Source organism: Herbiconiux gentiana, from assembly GCF_024978135.1.
Lineage (GTDB): Bacteria > Actinomycetota > Actinomycetes > Actinomycetales > Microbacteriaceae > Herbiconiux > Herbiconiux gentiana.
Genome location: NZ_JANTEZ010000012.1, coordinates 14277 through 33153, shown reverse-complemented (window position 1 = coordinate 33153; position 18877 = coordinate 14277). Strand labels below are relative to the sequence as shown.

At 65.5% G+C, this 18877-nt stretch carries 27 protein-coding genes; 6 read left to right on the top strand and 21 right to left on the bottom strand.

The window, feature by feature from the left end:
* Window positions 1-40 precede the first annotated feature (40 nt).
* Window positions 41-949 carry a ribokinase gene (locus NVV95_RS17935; RefSeq protein ID WP_259487948.1) on the top strand — a complete coding sequence of 303 codons (909 nt, stop codon included), beginning with the start codon at window positions 41-43 and terminating at the stop codon, window positions 947-949.
* A 79-nt stretch (window positions 950-1028) separates the two neighbouring features.
* Here the strand turns inward: NVV95_RS17935 and NVV95_RS17930 are convergent, their stop codons facing one another.
* Window positions 1029-1274 (bottom strand): hypothetical protein, encoded by a 246-nt coding sequence (locus NVV95_RS17930; protein WP_259487947.1) that lies wholly within the window; start codon window positions 1272-1274, stop codon window positions 1029-1031.
* A gap of 82 nt (window positions 1275-1356) precedes the next feature.
* Between NVV95_RS17930 and NVV95_RS17925 the strand changes: the two genes are divergently transcribed.
* Window positions 1357-1572: a hypothetical protein gene (locus tag NVV95_RS17925; RefSeq protein WP_259487946.1), complete on the top strand. Its 216-nt coding sequence runs from the start codon at window positions 1357-1359 to the stop codon at window positions 1570-1572.
* On the opposite strand, the gene NVV95_RS17920 is transcribed toward NVV95_RS17925, so the two are convergent.
* The 10 genes from NVV95_RS17920 to NVV95_RS17875 all read right to left on the bottom strand — a co-directional run bounded on the left by NVV95_RS17920 (window position 1569) and on the right by NVV95_RS17875 (window position 10106).
* Window positions 1569-1997 carry a hypothetical protein gene (locus tag NVV95_RS17920; protein ID WP_259487945.1) on the bottom strand — a complete coding sequence of 143 codons (429 nt, stop codon included), beginning with the start codon at window positions 1995-1997 and terminating at the stop codon, window positions 1569-1571. The genes NVV95_RS17925 and NVV95_RS17920 overlap by 4 nt on opposite strands.
* Window positions 1998-2072: 75 nt before the next feature.
* A complete protein-coding gene (locus NVV95_RS17915; protein ID WP_259487944.1) occupies window positions 2073-2273 on the bottom strand; it encodes a hypothetical protein in 201 nt (66 codons plus the stop codon).
* 11 nt (window positions 2274-2284) lie between these two features.
* Window positions 2285-3370 (bottom strand): hypothetical protein, encoded by a 1086-nt coding sequence (locus tag NVV95_RS17910; protein ID WP_259487943.1) that lies wholly within the window; start codon window positions 3368-3370, stop codon window positions 2285-2287.
* Window positions 3371-3374: 4 nt separating this feature from the next.
* Window positions 3375-4856 (bottom strand): putative type IV secretion/conjugal transfer ATPase, encoded by a 1482-nt coding sequence (locus tag NVV95_RS17905; protein WP_259487942.1) that lies wholly within the window; start codon window positions 4854-4856, stop codon window positions 3375-3377.
* On the bottom strand, window positions 4853-6403 hold the full coding sequence (locus tag NVV95_RS17900; RefSeq protein WP_259487941.1) for a hypothetical protein: 1551 nt from the start codon (window positions 6401-6403) through the stop codon (window positions 4853-4855). Before NVV95_RS17900 ends, NVV95_RS17905 begins: the two co-directional genes overlap by 4 nt.
* A 95-nt stretch (window positions 6404-6498) precedes the next feature.
* The gene (locus tag NVV95_RS17895; RefSeq protein WP_259487940.1) at window positions 6499-6792 is read right to left on the bottom strand and encodes a hypothetical protein; all 294 of its coding nucleotides are present in this window, start codon (window positions 6790-6792) and stop codon (window positions 6499-6501) included.
* A 196-nt stretch (window positions 6793-6988) separates the two neighbouring features.
* Window positions 6989-7894 carry a hypothetical protein gene (locus tag NVV95_RS17890; RefSeq protein WP_259487939.1) on the bottom strand — a complete coding sequence of 302 codons (906 nt, stop codon included), beginning with the start codon at window positions 7892-7894 and terminating at the stop codon, window positions 6989-6991.
* Window positions 7894-8580, bottom strand: a complete 687-nt coding sequence (locus tag NVV95_RS17885) for a hypothetical protein (protein ID WP_259487938.1) — start codon at window positions 8578-8580, stop codon at window positions 7894-7896. The genes NVV95_RS17890 and NVV95_RS17885 overlap by 1 nt, the downstream gene beginning before the upstream one ends.
* Window positions 8581-8583: 3 nt before the next feature.
* On the bottom strand, window positions 8584-8895 hold the full coding sequence (locus NVV95_RS17880; RefSeq protein ID WP_259487937.1) for a hypothetical protein: 312 nt from the start codon (window positions 8893-8895) through the stop codon (window positions 8584-8586).
* A 17-nt stretch (window positions 8896-8912) separates the two neighbouring features.
* The gene (locus NVV95_RS17875) at window positions 8913-10106 is read right to left on the bottom strand and encodes a MinD/ParA family ATP-binding protein (protein ID WP_259487936.1); all 1194 of its coding nucleotides are present in this window, start codon (window positions 10104-10106) and stop codon (window positions 8913-8915) included.
* A gap of 294 nt (window positions 10107-10400) precedes the next feature.
* On the opposite strand from NVV95_RS17875, the gene NVV95_RS17870 reads away from it, so the two are divergent.
* Together NVV95_RS17870 and NVV95_RS17865 are read left to right on the top strand one after the other, a co-directional pair.
* Entirely contained in the window at window positions 10401-10781 is a 381-nt protein-coding gene (locus NVV95_RS17870) for a winged helix-turn-helix domain-containing protein (RefSeq protein ID WP_259487935.1), read from the top strand.
* A gap of 238 nt (window positions 10782-11019) precedes the next feature.
* Window positions 11020-11331 carry a glutaredoxin domain-containing protein gene (locus NVV95_RS17865; RefSeq protein ID WP_259487934.1) on the top strand — a complete coding sequence of 104 codons (312 nt, stop codon included), beginning with the start codon at window positions 11020-11022 and terminating at the stop codon, window positions 11329-11331.
* Between the two features lie 335 nt (window positions 11332-11666).
* Here the strand turns inward: NVV95_RS17865 and NVV95_RS17860 are convergent, their stop codons facing one another.
* From NVV95_RS17860 to NVV95_RS17825, 8 genes are all read right to left on the bottom strand, one after another.
* Entirely contained in the window at window positions 11667-12326 is a 660-nt protein-coding gene (locus tag NVV95_RS17860; protein ID WP_375163861.1) for a ParA family protein, read from the bottom strand.
* Window positions 12327-12566: 240 nt separating this feature from the next.
* Window positions 12567-12989, bottom strand: a complete 423-nt coding sequence (locus tag NVV95_RS17855) for a helix-turn-helix domain-containing protein (RefSeq protein WP_259487933.1) — start codon at window positions 12987-12989, stop codon at window positions 12567-12569.
* Between the two features lies 1 nt (window position 12990).
* On the bottom strand, window positions 12991-13200 hold the full coding sequence (locus NVV95_RS17850) for a type II toxin-antitoxin system HicA family toxin (RefSeq protein WP_092558431.1): 210 nt from the start codon (window positions 13198-13200) through the stop codon (window positions 12991-12993).
* 52 nt (window positions 13201-13252) lie between these two features.
* Window positions 13253-13459 (bottom strand): hypothetical protein, encoded by a 207-nt coding sequence (locus NVV95_RS17845; protein ID WP_259487932.1) that lies wholly within the window; start codon window positions 13457-13459, stop codon window positions 13253-13255.
* Window positions 13460-13462: 3 nt separating this feature from the next.
* The gene (locus NVV95_RS17840) at window positions 13463-14095 is read right to left on the bottom strand and encodes a hypothetical protein (RefSeq protein WP_259487931.1); all 633 of its coding nucleotides are present in this window, start codon (window positions 14093-14095) and stop codon (window positions 13463-13465) included.
* Complete coding sequence (locus NVV95_RS17835; protein ID WP_259487930.1) at window positions 14092-14529, bottom strand: hypothetical protein; 438 nt, start codon at window positions 14527-14529, stop codon at window positions 14092-14094. The genes NVV95_RS17840 and NVV95_RS17835 overlap by 4 nt, the downstream gene beginning before the upstream one ends.
* 31 nt (window positions 14530-14560) lie before the next feature.
* Complete coding sequence (gene nrdH, locus NVV95_RS17830; protein WP_259487929.1) at window positions 14561-14803, bottom strand: glutaredoxin-like protein NrdH; 243 nt, start codon at window positions 14801-14803, stop codon at window positions 14561-14563.
* Between the two features lie 212 nt (window positions 14804-15015).
* Window positions 15016-15339 (bottom strand): hypothetical protein, encoded by a 324-nt coding sequence (locus tag NVV95_RS17825; protein WP_259487928.1) that lies wholly within the window; start codon window positions 15337-15339, stop codon window positions 15016-15018.
* Window positions 15340-15400: 61 nt separating this feature from the next.
* On the opposite strand from NVV95_RS17825, the gene NVV95_RS17820 reads away from it, so the two are divergent.
* Together NVV95_RS17820 and NVV95_RS17815 are read left to right on the top strand one after the other, a co-directional pair.
* A complete protein-coding gene (locus NVV95_RS17820; RefSeq protein ID WP_259487927.1) occupies window positions 15401-15643 on the top strand; it encodes a hypothetical protein in 243 nt (80 codons plus the stop codon).
* Window positions 15640-15885, top strand: coding sequence for a hypothetical protein (locus tag NVV95_RS17815; protein ID WP_259487926.1), 246 nt, complete (start codon window positions 15640-15642; stop codon window positions 15883-15885). Before NVV95_RS17820 ends, NVV95_RS17815 begins: the two co-directional genes overlap by 4 nt.
* Here NVV95_RS17815 and NVV95_RS17810 read toward each other — a convergent pair.
* Complete coding sequence (locus tag NVV95_RS17810; RefSeq protein ID WP_259487925.1) at window positions 15808-17724, bottom strand: type IV secretory system conjugative DNA transfer family protein; 1917 nt, start codon at window positions 17722-17724, stop codon at window positions 15808-15810. The two genes, NVV95_RS17815 and NVV95_RS17810, sit on opposite strands and share 78 nt — an antisense overlap.
* Window positions 17725-17779: 55 nt before the next feature.
* Window positions 17780-18484 (bottom strand): hypothetical protein, encoded by a 705-nt coding sequence (locus NVV95_RS17805; RefSeq protein WP_259487924.1) that lies wholly within the window; start codon window positions 18482-18484, stop codon window positions 17780-17782.
* Window positions 18485-18877 lie beyond the last annotated feature (393 nt).

Below are 18877 nucleotides of genomic sequence, written 5' to 3'. Positions count from 1 at the left end.
GCGCCCAGATTGCGCGGCACAAGGGCGCTAACCTGCGACGATGAACGACATCATCGTCCTCGGCAGCGCCAACATGGATCTCGTTGTGCGGCAGCCACGACTACCGCGCCCGGGCGAAACCATGTTCGGGGCCGAGTTCACCACCGTCCCTGGCGGGAAAGGCTTGAATCAAGCGGTGGCAGCCGCGCGGGCCGGGGCATCAGTGAGCTTCCTCGGTGCCGTGGGTCGCGACGAATTCGGATCTGAGCTGCGAAGCTGTCTGCTAAACGACGGCATTGACGTCAGCGGCCTCCAGCATGTTGATATCAAGACCGGCACCGCACATGTTTCTGTACTCGACGGAGGCGAGAATGCCATCGTTGTGGTGCCGGGCGCAAACAACTCAATCACGGCCCTCAATGATCACGCGAAGAAAAAGATATGCGACGCGCGTTTTCTTCTGGCTCAGTTCGAACGACCCACCGCCCTGATCCTGGAGGCCTTCCGCATTGCCAAGGAGGCCGGAGTCACAACCGTCTTGACCCCCGCCCCCGTGCGAGAAGTCGATCGGGAACTGATGCAACTCGTCGACGTTCTCATCCCAAACGCACAAGAAGCCTGCGAGCTCGCAGGAATCGGTGACGAGGACACGGCTGCTTTAGAACTCAGCCGCTCAGTGGGTCTGGTGATCATGACCCGTGGATCGCGGGGGGCGTTGGTCGCCGGAGCGGGCGAAATAGTTCGAACGGTACCTGCGATACCAGCTCGAGCTGTCGACACAACGGCCGCAGGCGATACGTTCGTGGGCGCACTGGTTGCGATGATGGCAGAGGACATGCCGCTCGAACGCGCCCTGTCAGCCGCCACCGCAGCCGCTTCGATTTCTGTGACGCGAGAGGGCGCTTCGACCTCTATGCCCACGCGAACGGAGATTCTGGATGTGAGCGGACTGGAACAGACTAGGGGCTGACTCCGGCGCCGCTCTGTGCTGATCACCACAGCAACGGTGCCCCCGGTCGGTCACTCCCCCGTCTAGCGGTCGGGCCCACTCAGTCATCCCCGAAGCTATCCACGAACTGTCGCCAGCAGGCGTCGGCTTCATCGTTCGAGTCGAACGCTCCCAGCCACGCCTCAAATGCCGGGGTTCCCACGAGTTTGATTTCGACGCGCAATGTATGACTAATGCCGTCTCGACTCACCTTGGGTACGAGTGAGACGACGTGTTCGGGGTTGATCCACATGCGCGCGGCGCCGGGCGGTCCGTCCCGGTCGGGGAGTGATACGAAGCGCGCCATACCGCCAACTGTGGCGGGCGGGCGCCCTCTTCGGCAACTGTCTGGCCTGTCGTCTGTCGGTTGCTGCTCGTAGTGTCGGGGTGTGTTGTATCTCGCGCGGGGCATCGAAGATGACCACTACTGGGTCGTTGAGGAGGTCGACGGCATGCTCGTGGAGACGCCGTGGCGGATCGAGCATGAGTCTGAGGGCTACCGCCTGAGCCATGCGGATGACAGTGCCCAGACGGCCCGCGTGTTCGCGTTGGGGGCGTTCCCGGCTCCGGAGGCAGTGGTCGCAGCGCTGCGCGATCTTCTCTAGCCTTGTTCCTCGTTTCCGTCTTCCGGAACCTCGATGGTGAATCCGTTGGCTAGGAGATGCAGGGCATCTTCGGGGCGCAGCTTGGCGCGACGTAGTGACGTGAAGGTGCGTTTGCGCATCTGGTCGATTTCGTTCTCCAGCTCGCGGAGCTGCCGGCGCAACTCGGCGGCGCGGGCTTCGGCTTCGTCGATCTCAGGCAGGAGTCGGTCGATTGTGCCGGGCCGTTGAATTTCGACCCGGGTCCCTGCAGGGAGCGTGCCGCCGGCCTTGCGAGCGGCCTCAACGGCCGCTGCGGGCAGGTTGGCTAGTTCGTCGACGTAGGCCCATCCTCGTTGGTGTCCGCGCTTGGCTCGGGCTCCCCATTGGCCTCGCCCGTTCCACCACAGGATCACTTGGGTGGTGGGGGTTTCACCTGTTGCTGCCACTGACTCTCCTGGTGCAGTGTGGGCTGCCGCGCGCGGGGCGCTTGCCCTCAATGGTGTGCTCGAGCTGGTTGACGCCTAGGTGTCAATTTCAGGTGGGATGCCAACCCCGCCGCCGGGTGCGCTTCGGGTGTCGAGCCAGTACTGGTGTCGTTTGAGTGCACTGCCGACGGCGGATCTGATAACCCAGTACGCGGCGAAGAGCACGATCGCGGCGGGGACGGCGTAGGCGAGGATCGCGATGAGGATGCCGGAGAGATTGAAGCCGCTGGAGATCATGCGTGGCTCTTTCAGTTGGTGGTGAGTTGACCGTCGGTGAATCCGACGTCGATGTGGAGGTGGTTGCAGGTGTCGTCGAACTGGATGAAATGCGTCGTCCCGATCGTGGTGCCCGCATCGGCACGACACAGGACCTGGCCGACCCGTGCACCGTCGGGCATGACCGGGTCGAGGGCGCTGATGAGGCGGATGGAGTTCCCGTCGGCACCGGTGAGGCCCTGCCCGTTCAGGCGGTAGAAGTCGACCGCGAGCCCGCCGCCCTCGAAGTAGTGCGATGAGGCCGTGCCGGCGCCCTCGATCTGGCCGGTGCATTTGCGATTGATGTCGGAGACGCCGACCTGGTCGAAGACTTGGAGGGCGAGCACGAGCACTTGGAGGATGCGGACGTCGACCCCGCAGTCGGGCACCTGCTGTCCTTGGGCGATCCAGCGGATCTCTTTGATGTGGTCGGGGGTGGACCCGATGAGCCGGCCTTGGTCGGCTGCGTCTACGAGCTGCTGCGCGAGTTGCACCGCGTCCCCGCCGATCGCGCAGGCTCCGGCTCCGCCGGTCGACACGAGCCCCTGAACGATCGCCGTGGCCGGGGCGTAGAAGGGTGTGTAGTAGTTCGGGTCGGCGTTGATCTGCACCGCGTGCGCGGCCAGGGTCGGTTCCATCGTCTGCCAACCATCCACCCCCATGAGACGGGTGAAGAAAGCGGTCGCGGCCTTGAACGGGTCCATCCGGTCAGCGAGCGGCCCGTACCCGCGTTCCTGCTGCTGGAACAGCCCGACCGAGTCAGCGACGGTACCGTCGGGGTTGATGGCGTTGTCGCCGTGATCGAGGTTCCGGAGCGTGGATTCCCCGATCGCGGTCATCACACCGATCGTTTGCGCTTGCGTGGGGAGTTGGAGCTCTGCCGCCGCGTTCATGATCTGCGCCGCGTTCTCGAGCTGATCACCCGAGAAGCCCGCGATCGACTGGCTGCCGGCGCTGCCGGTGTCGACGACGCCGCTGCCGCATCCGGCTCGCGCGTCGGGTGCCATGCCGAACAGCACCGCGGTCGCCGTGAAGGCGACGACGGTGGCGGCGGCGATGGCCGGTAGTTTCCAGCCCATCGGGTTAGTCCTGGATGCCGGCGGCTGCTTTGAATGCTTCGTCAGTGTCGGTGATCTGTGTCTCCCACAGCGACCGGATGTGCTGCACCAACGTCTCGGGCCGGGATGCGTATTTGAAGATGTGGTGCCCGTCTGCGAGGCGCTCGATCTGCTGCGCAGTGTCCTGCCCGAAGGCGAACGTGCGGGCCGCCCACAGGGCGTCCTCGCGGAGGGTCTGCCGGTGCACATGCACGGTCTGCGCTTCCTGGATCATCGCCATTCCGGGTGATCCAGCTGGAATGTCGGTGCCTTTGTGGAACACGAACACGTTCGACAGCCCGAGCCCGCGGGAAAGCTTCTGGTTCGACCGCGCAAGCTGCGCGGAGGGACCGGCGGCGATGTGCCAACCCTCCTCGTAGATGCAGTTCGTCGCCCACCCCCGGTCTTCGCGGAGCCGGCCGAGGAGCCACATGTGACCGATCGCCATCACGGCCGGCACGGCCGGACCCTGGTCGGGGAGTTGCGAGATGTCGAATGCGGTGAGCTTGCCGCGGAGGTCGACGTTCTTCGAGGTTTCCCCGTCGAGCAGGCCCCCGTAGTCCTGCAGCAGTGTGTTGAGTGTGAAACGGACGGAGAGTCCGGCCTGGTGCAGCGCGTCGATCGCCTGCGGCGAGAGGCCGGCGTAGTCCTCCATGTCGGCCACCCGCGACAGGTTCGGCAGCACATCTGCCAGGGTCGGGGTGCGGCCGTCCTGGTACTGATTGACGGTGCGGCGGAGGGCGGCGCGGAGCGCTTCTTCTTCCCACTCGTTCAGTGCCTGGTCTTCGCGGGCGAGGCGGGCGACGACGTTCAGGAGCTGCATCTGGCCGACCATGCCGGTGCCTCGGCTGATCAGCGGGTCGAGGAGATTCAGGCGGGTGCCGGAGCCGTCGACGGCGAACTTGATCGGCTCGTGCCCGTAGGCGCGAGCCAGCTCACCGTATTCGCCCTCTCCCCCGCGATCCTTCTTGTCGAAGACCACGGCTCGCCGCTTGTTCAGCAGCAGCGGTCGGATCACGTAGACGGTCTTCGTCAGCGACGATTTCCCGGAGCCGACGTCGCCGATCACGACCACGTTCGGGCTCGATACCAGCCGCGGGGATGCGTTGTAGGCAGTGACGGGGTCGTGGGCGATCATGGTGCGCGAGAGCACGTCGCGGCCGATGACGACACCGTTGGTGCCGGTCGGCGCTCCGATGATCGCTGTGTTCAGGATCTCGGCTTGCCTCGTCGACGTCGGGGCACCCGGGAGAGCGGGCGCGTACAAACCGCGGCGGGCGGCGCCGAGCTTGGTGCGGAGCCGCGTCCCGGGCATCGTCCACGGCACGATCTCGCGCGCCTCACCAGTCGCTTCGTCCACCTGAGCGACCGTCTCGAGGGGCGGTGCGAACGCGCGCAGCACCGGCATCGTGTGCCACGCCTTCGCGGCCGTCTTGGGTTCGGTCTTGTCTGCGGCGTGTGCGCTCACAGCGCATCCCTCTCGCTCTTGCCCGCGAGGGCGTTGATGAACTTCGACCCGAACGACGACCGGCCCGGCGTGAGCCCACGGCCGATCGGCCACGTCGTGCCGGATGCAGCAGCCTGGTACGAGTCCTGCCACTCCAGCCGCTCGATACCGAGCCCAGTCGCGCACGTCTCCTCCAAAGCGCGGGAGGCGCGCATGAGCGCGTCCCGGTCCCTCTCGGAGATCGTGACGTAGCCCACCCAGGCGCCGCCGTGGTGAGGCGACCCGTGGGCGAGATCGAGCGCCCGCCGGCGAGCGGCAGACAGGTTGGCGCCGGTTTCGTCGTTCTCGACGCGGCCCTTCTGGGCGTCGTCGAGACGGTCGGCACGGTCGCGCGTGACGTCCTTCGCGGTCGCGGCCTTCGCCTCGCCCTTGGGCACGAGGTGGAGGTGGAACGACAGGGTTCGGATGAATCGGATGTCGGACCCGGTAAGCAGATCGAGCGCCCACAGCTGTCCGCGGGCGCCCATCGCCATGTTCTCCGACCGGATCGCGGCCGTGCGGTGCCACCACTGCACGGGAGTGCCCATGATCGGGTCGACGTCCTCTACGATCTGCGCCGAGAACTCATCGTGCGACGCGACACCAAGCCGTGCCGGGTCGACGCCTTTCACGAGGTCGATGGGCCGTGACGGGTTCTGCTGGTGCAGCATCACCGCGGCCAGGCGGCGTGCGGTAAGCACGTCGACGTGCCCGACGCGGGCCTCGGTGAGGCCGCGGAGCGTCGAGGCAATTTCCTGCCGCATCAACCCGCGCCACCCGTCGCGGCCCTCGCCATACTTCGCGGCCGCATCATGGAACGCGGCCATGATCGGCCAAGAGACAGTGAAGAAGTGACGCTGCACCATCGCGTCTTCGCTGTTCAGCCGCAGCACGTTCTCATAGGAGCGCACGGCCTCCGCAGGTGCGTCCGGGTCAAGGGAACTGAGCACCCAGAACTCCTGCATCGCCGAATCCGCCGGCAACACCCGGGTGGTCATCTGCACGTCGCTGACCAGGTTCATCGGTGTCGCCCGCGACGCCAAGAACAGACCGAACGCCTCAGCCGCCCGGCGGAGCTTCGCGGACGACTCCGACCCGGACACCTGTCCGGTCGCAGTGAACGTAACCGACAAGTACGGCTGCTCACCAAGCGGGGCGTGCCAGGCAATCCCGGGCTCGTTGTGGCCGCACTGCAGCCACCCCATGCCGTCGGCGCCGTCCGGGTGGCTCCGCATGATCGTGAGCTGCCGTGCCGCCTCCCACTTCTCGGTGCGGCCGCGGGCCTGCGCTGCGGCTTGCTCGCGCTGGTCCCAGACGGCGACGTCGAAGGGCTCGAATGCGTCGGTTCCGGTCTTTACCCGTGATCGCCACCGAGCCCGGCGGGTGCGCCTGTCGAGGATCGATCCGCGGTGCGTGCGCTGGGTCAGGAAGAACACCACCAGGCCCACGCCGAGCCCGAGCGCGAGGCCCCAGATGCCGAGAATGGGGGTGAGCACGAGCATGGCAAGGAACGCGCCGAGAAGGCCCACGATGCGGGTCTTGGAGACTGTGCCGCCGAAGAACGAGCGGTGCCCGCTCTCGCCACCGATGTGGCGGGCGGCATCGCTGTGGAGTTGTTCCGTGGTCACTGGCCGGCTCCTTCGTCATCCATCGTGTCCAGCGACTGCTGCGCCGCCGCGTCCGTGTACTCGACCGCCTTCGCCCCTACAGCCATCGCACCGGCCGCCACCAGTGTCGGGACACCGATCACGGCGCCGACACCCGTTGCGGACTCCCCGGCGCCGGCCGCAGCAGTTCCAGCGGCGATGCCCTCGCCAGCGCCGGCTACGCCCGCTGCAGCTCCAGATGCGCCGGCCCCCGCTCCCGCGGCCGCGCCAGCTCCACCAGCGGTGCCGCTGCCGGCTCTTACGGCTCCCATGCTGGCTCGCTGAGCGGCTGCGGCGCCGAGCCCTCCGCCACCACCGGCGCTCGAGGCGGGCAGCTCATCCACGACCCCGGGTGCTGCCTGTAATTCGCTCGTCGGGCTCGCCTGCTGGGTGGCTTCGGGGTGCTGCCTCTCGGTGACGGAGGTGAGCTTGTCCGACCCCCACGATCCGGGATCCTTTCCGGCACCGTTATTGCCGCCCGTGCCCAGCGGGATCACAGGTGCGAAGCTCTTCAACAACAGCGGGGAGAACGCGGCGATGAACAGCGCAATCACGGCGACGACGAGCCCGACAAGGGACTGCAGAGAGGCGTTGTTGCCGAAGGTGTTGACGCTCGAACCCATCATCTGGAACGCGACCCCCAGCAGCAGGAACAGCAGCGGGTGGGCGGCGAGGATGCCGACCCAGAGGCCGATGACGCAGTCCGAATCGGCGGTGGTTCTCGTCGATGATCCACACGATGCCCAACGGCACGATGACGCCCATGAAGTACAGGGCGACGAGCTGCACGATCAGGATGCACAGCACCAGCAGCAAGCCGATGAGCATCAGAATCATCAAGATCGCGGCGACGGGCACCCCGCCGGCCATGCCGACCGGGTCAGCCTCATCGAGCATCGTCTGGAACCCGCTGATGGTGTCATCGATGCTGCCGGTGATGCCCCAACTCATGAACACGCTCGACAGCGAGTGGAAGAAATTCACCAACAGCAGGCCGATCAGCGGCCCGAACATCGCCCCACCGAGGAACAGCGGCGTGTAGAGGCCCAGCGATTCGGCCAGGGCGCGGCCCGACTGCTGGCCGCGTGCTGTACGCACGAGCTGCATGAGCAGAATGACGACCATCACGAGGATCGCCGTCGCGAACGAAACCGCGTAAGCACTCAAGAACCAGTCGACAGACAGATCGGGCAGCGTTGCCGAGGTCAACGCCGGGAGCAGGTCATTGGCGAGGCTCTTCGATGCGTCCCGCATCGCCTCGAACGTCTTGCCCCACGGGTCTTGGAAGAAACCAAGCACCTCCCCGCCGCCGTTGATGACATCCCCGATACCGCCTGCAGCGCAGTCAACCCAGTTCAGGCATTCGTTGTCCATCAGCAGCCTCCGGTGAAGGTGGTTCCGATCGCGTAGAGGTCTTGCGTCGTGCGCGAGATCGAGCCGCTTTCGAGCTTCCAGGTGTCGTCTTCCCAGACGAGCGACAAGGTTGATGACGATCGCAGTTGGGCACTCAGCTCTCCGTCTACGACGTACCCCGCGCCAACTGATACCTCGACGCGATCAGGCTCGGCCGATTCGACGTGCCAGACCCCAGGGACAGTCGACAGGTAGAACGGTGTGCCGTTCGGCACGACACCCGACGAGTTGTTCTGTCCCTGGGGCAGAGCGCCAGTCAAATCGCGGAACTGCGGCGTGGCGGTAGATGCGAAAAGGATCGGCTCGACCTGTGCTGCTTCATCGGCTGACACAGCCGGATCACGGAACGTGAAGCGCACCATTGCTGCGGCCACCTCGACTGCGCCGTTGGTTGTGTGTGGAGCTGCCGCCTGAGCTGCAAGCAGCATCGCCGCATCGCGCTGTGGCCCGCCGAGACACCCTGTCGGTTCCTGATCGGTCACCACCGTCGTGCTCGGCGTGGGGGCTGGCGCGGGCGTGGCGGCGTCCGGGTTGGCCGGTGCCGGCCGGAGGGCGATCACGAGCACGACGACCGCGGCCGCGATCACGGCGGCACCGGCGAGGAACCAGGGCCAGATGCGGCGCGGCGGTCGCGCTTTGGCTCGCATGGATCAACTCCCGAAGACGGCCAGAATCGCCCCCACGACAACAGCGATGGCGGCGAGGATGCCGAGGGAGATCCCGGACACAAGTGCTTTAGTTCGGCTGGTCTTGTACTCCTGCGGGTTGTTACCGGCAGAAGCAGTCGCCATCGAGGCAACGTTCACGATCAAGAAGAGGATCGCAGCGACGATCGCGAGGCCCCAGAGGCCAGCGAAGAGCTTCTGCCAGAGCTCGGTGAACTCTGTACCAAAGATGGTGAAGTCCGGAACGATGCCGTCGATCGGGTTGTCGATCGCCGGCACGCGGGTGGTGAGGCTCATGGTTGTCTCCTTCTGGCCTATTTGGTGTTCTTTTGGATGGTGTGAACGACGGCGGCCGCGGCCGCGGTGAATGCGGCCCGGGTGGCAGGCGATACCTTGCTGAGGGTGATCTGGCCGCGTTCTGCGATGTGGGGGTCGTAGGGGATGGTGAACACTCCCCTGACGCCGGCGCGGTCGATGATGTTGTCGAGCCGCGCCACGAGCTGCGGGTTCTCGGGGCGCCCGTCAACCAGGCGCACGATGATCGCGGTGTTTGCGAGCTGTGCGCCCTTAGGGCTTTCCGAGCGGAGCCGGTCGAGCATGGCGACGGCCTCGAGCACGACGTCGGCCGAGTTCAGCACCGGCACGACGAGCGCATCCGTCGTCTCGATCGCGCCGGCGAATGCGGAGCTAGTCGGCTGGTTCCCGGAGTCCATGACCCGGATGGCGTAGAACTCATCAATGACCCTTGTGGCCGATACGACGTCATCGTGGGTCAGCGGGGCGCGGTTCCCGACGGAGCCGATGATCGAGGCGTAGCTGGTCTGTGGTGCGGTGTAGCCGGCGAGCTGGCCGGCGCTGCGGATGCCATCCGCGTCTCGCACCAGTTCGGCGACCCCGCGGGAGGGGTTTCCCTCGGCGCGGAACGAGAGCGTTCCGCGGTCGTCGGAGACTTCGAGGACTGCGACCGACCCACCGCGGATCGTGGCGAGCAGCCCGCCGAGCACGATCGACGTGGGAGTCTTGCCGCTCGAGCCTTTCGGGTTCGCGACGAGCACCCCGACGGCTTCGGTGCCGACGAACTGCCGGATCACCGTCTCCCACTGCCCGAGCTGCGCGGCAGCTTGCAGCTGCTGCTTCTCCGCCTCGCCCGGCTGCATCTTCAACCCGAGTCGACTCATCAACCCACGCCATCCTTGGGTCGCCGTGGGCGCCTTCTCGATCGTGCTGATGACGGCAAGATCGTCGAGCGGTTCGGGCGCGAGCTCCGCCTGGAACTCCGCATCCGTGATCGGCGCCGCGTGAGCCCCGACGGTGCGCCCGGGCTCTTCGTTGACCTCGACTGCCGTCACGACCTCGGCCGGCAGTGCGGCCGGGGCGATCTCGGTTGCCACTCCCCCGCCGACGGCCCGGAGGCCGGCGGGCGGTGCCGAGTCCTCGACGTAGCCGGCGGCCTGGTAGGCCCCCGAGAAGTGGGATGTACGCGACTCACCGACAGGTTCTGAACTCATCTTTGGGACTCCCAGTCTCATTTCGTGTGTATGAAAGTTATAGCCAACCGGAAAGGCTGGCTACAGATGCCGTGATTCTTGCAACTCACAGCACGTTACCCGACCATCAGCTAGACGCTTCCTGACTCCCGCCTGCACGACACCAAAACGCGGGATTGAGCCAATGTGACTGTGGTCGTTCATACTTACCTACCCCCCGAAGTGGTGACTTCTGACTAGGTTATGCCTACCTTGGGACATTAGACCCGAATTCCATAGCTTGCAATTCGACTACAAGGTAGTAGAGCCGACCTCATGGACGACGTCCCACCCGACCTTTCAGGCCACACGGCGGTCCGCCAGGTACCGAGGCACAATGGAGCCATGCCGAGCCGTCGCGACCCGACCGACATGCCCGAGCGAGCCGAGGTGGCCTATCGCTCGATTTCCGGCAGCTCGCGCATGATGACGCTGCGCTTCCTCCTCGACCACCCCAAGTCGACGGTCGCTGCGATCGCGGATGCCACAGGCGTGAGCCCGGCATCAGCGCGCGTCTCGCTCACCGACCTCGAGGAGGCCGGGTACGTCACCGCCGACGTCGAGGGCCAACGCAACGGCCGCACCGTCCGATACTCCGCCGATCGCGGGAAGTTCGTCGACGACCTCAGCCTGTTGTGGTCCTGGATGGTTCGCTGACTCCGTCAGCTCGAGCTGATTGACACCTACGTGTCAACGCCACTCCCCCGCTACGCGGTCGCCCCAATGCCAAGACCGGCCGCCACATCGTAGCTCGCTCCCACTGCTCCGTTCCGGACTTCTCGGACGCGCCCTGACGGGCTTATTTCGTCCGACAAGTCCGGCACTACGCGCCTCCCGCTCACTCTCGATGCTCTTGCCGGTTTTGGCATTTCGAAACGTCTGGGAGGAATAGATCATGGTCACCGTTTACGGACGAAGCGGCTGCGTGCAATGCGACGCCACCATTCGAACTCTGGAGATCAAGAGAGTCGAGCACCGATACGTCGAGATCGACGAGGTTCCCGCGGCGGCCGGCTTCATCCGCTCTCTCGGGCATCTTCAACTCCCGGTCGTGATGGCGGGGCTGATGCAGTGGTCAGGCTTCCGACCTGACCTGATTGTCGAGATGGCTCGACGCGGCTGGTGCCTAGCTGGCCTGCACCCTGTTAGTTACAGAGTCTGTAAGTTCTCGTTCAGTCGCGCCTTCGAGCCTGTCTACTTGGCTTAGGAGCAGGTCGATCGCGACTCGGATGAGCGTGTTTTCGGTGATCCGTTCGCCGCCGGCCCCTTTGGCCTTATTGAGTCGTCGCGCATGCGCCGTGAGGCTTGTGTACTGGTCTTCACGAAGGCGCGTCTCCTTACGTTCGAGACTACTGAAGAGCGGACCCTCCTTCGACTGGGTGCTGCGTGGCGCCGACTTAACAGGCTTCTGTTCCCGTTTGCGCGCGGATCTGCCGCCTGTAGGTGGTGCGCTTGGGCGACTCGCCGTCGTCGTCGGCGCGGCCGGCGCCGCCTCTGCTGACTCCAACTTGCCCAGCATGCTGCTGAGGTCGGCTCTTGCCATTATTTGCTCCCCACAGTTGTTGTCTGGTTCGCCCATAGAGCCATCAGCTCCATTGCGACGTGCGTGTAGTCGAAGATCGCGTTCGCGTTCTGCCTGGTGTCCGCATATTGCGTCACGACTTTGCCCTGCAGTGGCGCGTCTGAGTGAGCCGCGTAAAGCCGGACATATTGCTTGAAGCGCGGCATTTTGAGGCCATCATCGATCAGCTGTTCCCAGTCCTCTAGCTGACCGGGTCGACGCCTGTCCATCTTGCTCAGCAGAATCCGGAATGGCAGATCGCGAGGCTGAACGTGCTGACGAACGGTTCGGACGAGTGCTGGTGTGTTCAGCGGCTCGGGGTTGAGCGGGAGGATCACGAAGTCTGCGACGTCGAGGACCGCCGACAGTACCGCGGTGTCTTCGAGGCTTCCTGGTGTGTCAACGAAGATCGCGTCATAGGGCAGCTCTCGAAGCCGCGCGAGATTATTCGGGTCGACATCGGCCGCGAAGTCAAACGGCAGGCTCTCCCCCGCGTTCTCGGCCCACCACGTTGTTGAACCTTGGGGGTCGACGTCGACCACGAGAACCCGTGAGTGCTTCGACATCACCGCAGCGAGATTCATTGTGGTCGTGGTCTTGCCCACGCCACCCTTCTGGCCGACTAGCGCGACGATTCTCATGTGGACATTTTGTCTGTAACTGTCGGAGTTACAAAGTGCCGCTACGGCGAGTCAGTAAGATGCGGGGTCCGTAACTTCGTTACTCACAAAGCTTGTAAGTTACAGCCCATATCCCCGTAAGTTACGAACTTACAGAGTTACGTTGGTACAGAGTTACAGACTTACGATCCGAAATGACCGTGACAAAGTCCTGGCGCTACGCAATGCGGGGGAGTGGTCCTTTGGTTGACCAGCGAGCGATCAGTGTGAGAGTTGGCTGATTCGTTGAGCGGAGAGGCCGAGCGCGCGGGCGACGTCGGCTTGTGTGAGTCCGCTCTTTTTGAGGGTTTGCACTGCCTCGCGCCGAAGGCGCGCGGCCGCTGCTGCCGCTTCGCGGGAGTGTTCTTCGTTCTCGTTCGCCTCGGCCCACATTGTGGCTGCGGCTTCGGGGAGCTCCACGGTCACCTCGACGGCGATTTGATCGTCGTCGACGTCGAGCCAGACGGCGGCGAGGTCGCGGGCGGCCTGGTCGACGTCCTTCAATGCGACGGCGCCGCCGATAGCGACGATGGTGGAGCCGTTGGGGCCGGTGGAGGTGAGTTCGGGAATCTCGATCGTCCACCACTTGCCGGCGTCGCGGTAGGCGCGTGCGTGGAGCGTGCGGGGCATCTGGCTGGTCTTCACATCAATTCCATTCACGAGGCGCATCCGGGAAAATCTGCTGAATCTGTCGAACCACTCCGACCGAAACCTCGCCCTTGTGAGCGACGAGTGAGAAGATCATGCCGGATTCGGACGGCCCCCAGATTTCGTGGCTGCCCTTTTGGCGTTTGAACTCCCAGCCCTTCGATCGCAGGAACTTGGTAACGTCCCGGTACTTCTGCGGCTTCGTCATAAGACTAGTCTAGTCCCCCTAGATAGTAAACATCAAGGGGGACTAGATGTTTTCAGCTATTTGGGTACAGGATCGCGTGGCCGATCAGGCCAACGATGAGAGGGCCGATGATGAGCAGCAGCCCGAGCGCGAATGCGGCGAGGGATGCGCGGGCGATTCCGCGGCGGCCGCGGCCGCGGATCGACAGCACGCGGGGGAGCACGAACAGCACGGCGCCACAGGCAAAGACGGCAAAGCCTGCCGCCTGTAGCGCCTGCATGGTTCACCCCTCGTCGTCCTCTGCTTCGAACTCAGCGTTGCACACGCCGCAGACGATGGGGCCGACCTCGAACGTGGAGCGGCTGACGCGGATCTTCCGCCCGCACTCGCAGGCGGCCACCACTCCATTGTTGGTCTTCTTGCTGACACCGCCGATGTCGGTGAGGCGGTAGGCGACGATCGCGGCGTCGAGAGCGTCGATGGCGTGGCGGTAGCTGTCGGCGGTCGCGGCGGGTACGTCGGTGATCGACCAGCCGATCGAGGGGTCTTTAGTGAGGGTGAGCCCGAATTCTTCGCCGATGGCCTTGAAGCGGGTGTTGTGGAATCGGCCCTGTCGGCTGGTGTCTTTGATCCCGCGGGCCTCGGCGGCGGCGTGGGCGGCTTCGTGGATGAGGGTGCCGAGCACGGCGCGGCCGCCGCGCTGGAGCCCTTCACCGCCAACCAGCAGCTCGTGCACGAGGGCATCGCCGCGAGCCCAGCGCGAGGCGGCGAAGTGGCCGTAGGCCATGCCGCCGCGGCCGTTGCCGGAGGCGAGAGTCACGACGACCTCGGGAACATCTTCGTGGCGGTCCTGGATCGCGGCCCAGGCTTCTTCAATCGCGGCCACGAGGGGCACGGTGATGGTTGTGGTGGTCAACGTCCTGCCTCCTGGTCGGCGGTTCCGGGGTGGTGGGCGTCGCCCTCTTCGTCGCCTTCGGCGTGGCGCTCGATCCACAAGGCGGCGGTGTCGGTGGCTCCGGCGGCGCGGAGAAGATCGGCGAGGGCGTCAACCTCGCCGCAGTTGAGGGTCGCGGCGACGTCGCCCGCGGTGTCCCAGGTGAACGCGGCCACGAAGCGTTCGAGCACGGTCGTGCTGATGGGGGTGCTTTCGGTGACGGTGTAGCCGGAGAGGATGCCATCTTGCATCAGGGCGAGTTCTTCGATCGTGGAGTTCATTGCGTCGTGCTGGTCGAAGGGGATGAGCCCGGTGTCCCAGTTCTCGCCGTACTGGTGGTCGAGCCACTTCGAAGCAAGTTCAACATCGGTGGCGGCGGTGATCGCGGTCCCATCGGGGGTGGTGAGTGTGAGCATGGCTGTCGTCCTTTCTCGAAAGCGGGTCGGGTCAGAGTGCGTCGATGCAGTCGGGGCGGAATCCGGACCAGCCGTCCCAGGTGCCGGTAACGATCACGACGGGAAGCTGCAGGTAGCCGAGTTCGCGTAGCAGCTCCTCGGCGCCGGGGGTCTGGTCGATGTCGACGGGCTTGTAGGTGATGCCTTTGCGATCAAGCGCGCGATACGTGGCGGTGCACTGCACGCAGCCGGGGCGGCTGTAGACGGTGACCTTCGTCGTGATGGTGATTGTCATGGTGCTCTCCAAACTTTTTCTCGGGCCGAACCCTCACGTGCATGGCAGTGAGCGGGAGGCGCGCAGTGCCGGAGTTCTCGGGCGAAATAAGCCCCGCAGGGGCGCGTCCGAGAACTCCGGAACGGAGCGCCGGGAGCGAACTACCGTGTGAGCGAGGGTTTGGCCGGAGATGTCGAGCGCAGCGGAAAGAAACAGCGGCCGCTAGGCCGGCCCTATTTGCCTGGCCGGCCAGGCTTCGGGATCGTCACCGCGGAGCGCCAAACCCACGCCTGGTGAGTGCCGCCGCCCTGGGTTTCCCACTCGACGAGCACCATCCGGTCGTTGTACGCGACTACCCGGCCAGCGACCTGGACCGTCCACTCGGGGTAACGCACCCACGCGAGCACCTGGGGCGCTTTTTCCGCCGGCGGCTGCTGCACCGCCTCGCCGGTGGACTTTTTTTCGTCTTCGGTCAGCGAGAGCGGCTTCGGGCGAACCAGGACCGCGTTGATCGCCTTGTCGGTCAGGTCAGACCCGTATCGGCGATTGGTTCCCATGCCGCCAGATTAGAACATATGTTCGATGCTTCCCAGCGCGAGAGGTGCCAGGCTTGCTCGCGTGAAGGCCTGGTGGCGCATCCTTATCGTCCAGTCGATCCTCGTAGTCGGCGGCCTCGTCATCGCTGCGCCCGGAGCCACACAGTTGGCGTCGGACAGCACCGACCGGCGCGACTGGGGCATTCTCATCGCCGGCTGCATTCTGGCCGCAGTTGCGGCCTCGCTTGTGGGCATGGCCATCTACATGCTTCGGCGTCTGCACCGGCAGCCTCCGGCCGTCGAGGGCGGGGGAGCGGGCCAGTGAGTTCGAAGACGTGGCTGGATCGCGTGGCACCGGTTCGTGCCGGCGCCACGCGGGGCAACGCCTGGGCAGTCATCGCCCTCGCCGTGTTTGTCTTGGCGATGAGCGCGTGGGGTTTCACGCGGCCGTTCGGGGAGCTGACCAATCGGATGCATCTGCCGATCGGGTTACTGAGCGTGCTCCTGCTGTTCTTCTTCGCGTGGCTTCTGCTGCTCGCCGTCAACATCTTCCGCCACAACCGCTGACGGTACCTCCACCGCCTGCACGGCGTCCTGGGCAGTGGCCGCGGCCCGTCGGGTGGGGAGTGCTCGGAAGGGTGCGATTCCGCCGGCCTGGATGATCCAGAATGCTCCGTCGGCGGCTTCGCGGACGTCCTGGGGTGGGACGAGGAAGGTGTGTTGCGCGCGGCCGGATTTCAGTTCCTCGCCGGTGGCGGCGCCGGAGGCTTCCATCTGCATGATGGTGCCGGCGTATTGCACGACGTCTTCGGGGTCTTTAGATCGCCCGAAAATCAGCGCGGCGCCGGAGGAGAGGGCGCGGCGGCGGGAGATTTCATCACGGGAGAGGCCGGCGACGGACTGGGCGGCGAGGATGAGGCCCATGCCGGCGCTGCGGGCCGTCTCGAACAGGCTCGTGGCGGTGTCGCCGGGGTCAGTGGTGCCGGTGACAAGCTGGGGGAACTCGTCGACGACGACGAGCGTGGGGGTCTTGTCGCGGCGCTCGAGGCGGGTGGCGAGGTAGTTGCGGAGGTCAAGCAGCAGCAGGTCACCCAGGCGCGCCTGGGTGTCGCTGATGGGGGAGAGGGGAACGATCCGAATGTCGGCCTGCGGGTTGTCGTAGGACCACCCGTCGGGACCGATCCACTGCTGCAGCGGGCGAAGCTCCACGAGCAAGCTCGATAGGGCGCGTTCGCCGGCAGTGGTGCCGTCGCGGTCGACCTTGTGCAGCACGATGCCGAGGTCGACGCGGTCGTCGATGAAGTTCTCCGGCCGGGTGAGGCGTTCGCGGAGGTCGTCGACGCTGGCCAGTGGTGACGCTGCCTGCACGACCTGCAGCACGCCTCGGATCTCGTTGAGGTAGTACTGGTTCGCACCGTCCGGGGGCGGCATGAGCCGCATCAGCTTGGATGTGACCTGGTCGGCGGTGCCGGTGAACAGGTTCCACGGGCCGCCGACTTCGGCGGTGCGGCCGAATGACCGGGCGATCGCCTGGAGCTTTTCGGCGTCGGCGGGGTCGCCCTTGGCGTCGATGAAAACCACCGGCCACCCGTACATCAGCGCGCACAGCATCATGTCCGACAGCAACACCGTCTTTCCTGTGCCGGATTCGGCGATCAGCAGCGCCCGGACGGATGCGGCGTCGGCGGGGAGCATCATCAGCTTGCCCTCGTCGTCGGTCCAGTCGCGCACGCGGCGCACGTCGTAGAACCGTTCCGCGAGGTTCTTCACGGTCGCGCGCGACACGAACCCGAACCCCTGCCGCCCGTGGGGGCCGGCTAGGGGAGCGGTGAGTGCTTTGTAGGAGGTGCTGGCGATGGCGCCGGTTTCGGCGTCGAGCTGCACACCAACCCGCTTCGCGGCGGCCGCGTCCGCGGCGCGCTTCCGGGCCTGCTCGATCTGGGTCTGCCGCAGCACGTCCGAGATGCGGCGGGTGCGCACCCGGCGGGCGATCCGGCGGCGGTGGGCCGACATCGCGGCCGGGATCAGGAACACGCCGGAGGCGAGGTTGGCGATCGCCCACGGCAGGAACGTCGGGAGGATCTGATCGCCCCAGTCGGGGGAGTTGCGGAATGCCTCAGCCTGGCCGGAGCTGAACCACCCGGCCAGCAGCATCACCTCCACCGTGAGGAGGGCAATGACTAGGAGCACGCCGACGGTGTTGAGTACCCACCGCCAGGGCGAGACGATCCAGAACCGGGTCTTGGTCGCCACAATCTCATTCGACACCGCCACCACGATCAGCGGCACCAGTAGCGGCAGCAGCAGGAGCGCCAGCACCACTTTCAATGCGAGTGCGACGACGGCGGTGAGAGCGTCGCTGCCTGGGTCGCTTTGGGGCTGGTCGGTCTGTTGCGGGTTGCTCATCCTCGTGTCCCCTTCATCGGGTCATCGGTGCGCCGTGGTCGTTGACACCTACGTGTCAACGACTCGAGCGGGCGCCTTCCAGCTCAACGGCCACGGCCTGATCCGCGATCGTCTGCCAGGCGGCCTCGTCGTCCTTCGGCCATTGCCCTCGAGCATCCAGGAGGGGCAGCCAGAGGAATCGGGTGCGCAGTGATCCGAGTGCTCTAGTGTGTTCGTCGGCGCCGGCCGCGCGCAGCGCTACGGAGGTGCCGAAGTAGATCACCCGGGCGAAGCCTTCGCGCTCGAGCCGGCGGGCGTGATCGTCGATGATCTTCCCGTACCGGGCTCCCGTCTTCGGCGTCAGCTCCACCTCGACCAGCTCCCGCACACCGTCCCGGGTGGCGACGCCGTCGGCCTGGTGGTCGTTCCTGTTGGCCGGCTTCCGGTCGCGCTCCCAGCTGTAGCCACGACACAGGAACCGGGCCGCGGCCGACGCCACCACGATCTCGTGACGCGTCGTCTGCCTGTACAGATTTGGGGCCGCTTTCCCGGTCGCCTGATGCGTCGCCCACACGATCGACCCATCCCGGAACGTGAGCCGCTGCCGGTCAACCAAACCGACCTCTCCGAGCCGCGCGACCCACTGCTGCGCCTTCCGCAAACTCACCGGCTCACCAGCCCCCGACAAGCCTCCGAGCGCGAACCTGATCGCATCCATATCGCACAACCGGACCACGTCCAGCCAGGCCAACATCTGCTCGTCCCGCTCGGTCAACCGCATACAACCCCCTAGAGCCTTTCAATTCGACCCTACGTTGCACCCCCGACAAACGCTAGACCAAATGGCCCCCACACGAGTCACAAACCGCAACCCATCCTCGGACGACACCAGCCATCATCGACTCAGATCCGTCACCACCACTCACCCTCACCCGAATGCAAATCTGACTACCCCACCACCCCCATACCTACCTATTCACTTCACTTTCCACTTCTTCTATCTCTTCTGTTTTCCCCCACCACCACACCACCCCTTTACTTCCCAACCTCCATCAAATCTGCATCGCTGAGTTGGGGGAGGTTGGGAAGCGGGCGAAGCCCGGGGGTGGTGTGGTGGTGGGGGAAAACAGGCCTCAACCGTTCGCCAAACTATTCGCGCTCAGTGAATAGGTTT

What these genes read in the sequence shown, in the direction of transcription:
- NVV95_RS17870 (WP_259487935.1), top strand. Translation starts at nt 10,401, where the DNA reads ATGGACGACGTCCCACCCGACCTTTCAGGCCACACGGCGGTCCGCCAG.
- NVV95_RS17865 (WP_259487934.1), top strand. Translation starts at nt 11,020, where the DNA reads ATGGTCACCGTTTACGGACGAAGCGGCTGCGTGCAATGCGACGCCACC.
- NVV95_RS17835 (WP_259487930.1), bottom strand. Translation starts at nt 14,529, where the DNA reads ATGCTCACACTCACCACCCCCGATGGGACCGCGATCACCGCCGCCACC.
- NVV95_RS17825 (WP_259487928.1), bottom strand. Translation starts at nt 15,339, where the DNA reads ATGGGAACCAATCGCCGATACGGGTCTGACCTGACCGACAAGGCGATC.
- NVV95_RS17810 (WP_259487925.1), bottom strand. Translation starts at nt 17,724, where the DNA reads ATGAGCAACCCGCAACAGACCGACCAGCCCCAAAGCGACCCAGGCAGC.
- NVV95_RS17930 (WP_259487947.1), bottom strand. Translation starts at nt 1,274, where the DNA reads ATGGCGCGCTTCGTATCACTCCCCGACCGGGACGGACCGCCCGGCGCC.
- NVV95_RS17935 (WP_259487948.1), top strand. Translation starts at nt 41, where the DNA reads ATGAACGACATCATCGTCCTCGGCAGCGCCAACATGGATCTCGTTGTG.
- nrdH (WP_259487929.1), bottom strand. Translation starts at nt 14,803, where the DNA reads ATGACAATCACCATCACGACGAAGGTCACCGTCTACAGCCGCCCCGGC.
- NVV95_RS17850 (WP_092558431.1), bottom strand. Translation starts at nt 13,200, where the DNA reads ATGACGAAGCCGCAGAAGTACCGGGACGTTACCAAGTTCCTGCGATCG.
- NVV95_RS17915 (WP_259487944.1), bottom strand. Translation starts at nt 2,273, where the DNA reads ATGATCTCCAGCGGCTTCAATCTCTCCGGCATCCTCATCGCGATCCTC.
- NVV95_RS17845 (WP_259487932.1), bottom strand. Translation starts at nt 13,459, where the DNA reads ATGCAGGCGCTACAGGCGGCAGGCTTTGCCGTCTTTGCCTGTGGCGCC.
- NVV95_RS17875 (WP_259487936.1), bottom strand. Translation starts at nt 10,106, where the DNA reads ATGAGTTCAGAACCTGTCGGTGAGTCGCGTACATCCCACTTCTCGGGG.
- NVV95_RS17860 (WP_375163861.1), bottom strand. Translation starts at nt 12,326, where the DNA reads ATGAGAATCGTCGCGCTAGTCGGCCAGAAGGGTGGCGTGGGCAAGACC.
- NVV95_RS17880 (WP_259487937.1), bottom strand. Translation starts at nt 8,895, where the DNA reads ATGAGCCTCACCACCCGCGTGCCGGCGATCGACAACCCGATCGACGGC.
- NVV95_RS17895 (WP_259487940.1), bottom strand. Translation starts at nt 6,792, where the DNA reads ATGGGAGCCGTAAGAGCCGGCAGCGGCACCGCTGGTGGAGCTGGCGCG.
- NVV95_RS17890 (WP_259487939.1), bottom strand. Translation starts at nt 7,894, where the DNA reads ATGGACAACGAATGCCTGAACTGGGTTGACTGCGCTGCAGGCGGTATC.
- NVV95_RS17885 (WP_259487938.1), bottom strand. Translation starts at nt 8,580, where the DNA reads ATGCGAGCCAAAGCGCGACCGCCGCGCCGCATCTGGCCCTGGTTCCTC.
- NVV95_RS17805 (WP_259487924.1), bottom strand. Translation starts at nt 18,484, where the DNA reads ATGCGGTTGACCGAGCGGGACGAGCAGATGTTGGCCTGGCTGGACGTG.
- NVV95_RS17910 (WP_259487943.1), bottom strand. Translation starts at nt 3,370, where the DNA reads ATGGGCTGGAAACTACCGGCCATCGCCGCCGCCACCGTCGTCGCCTTC.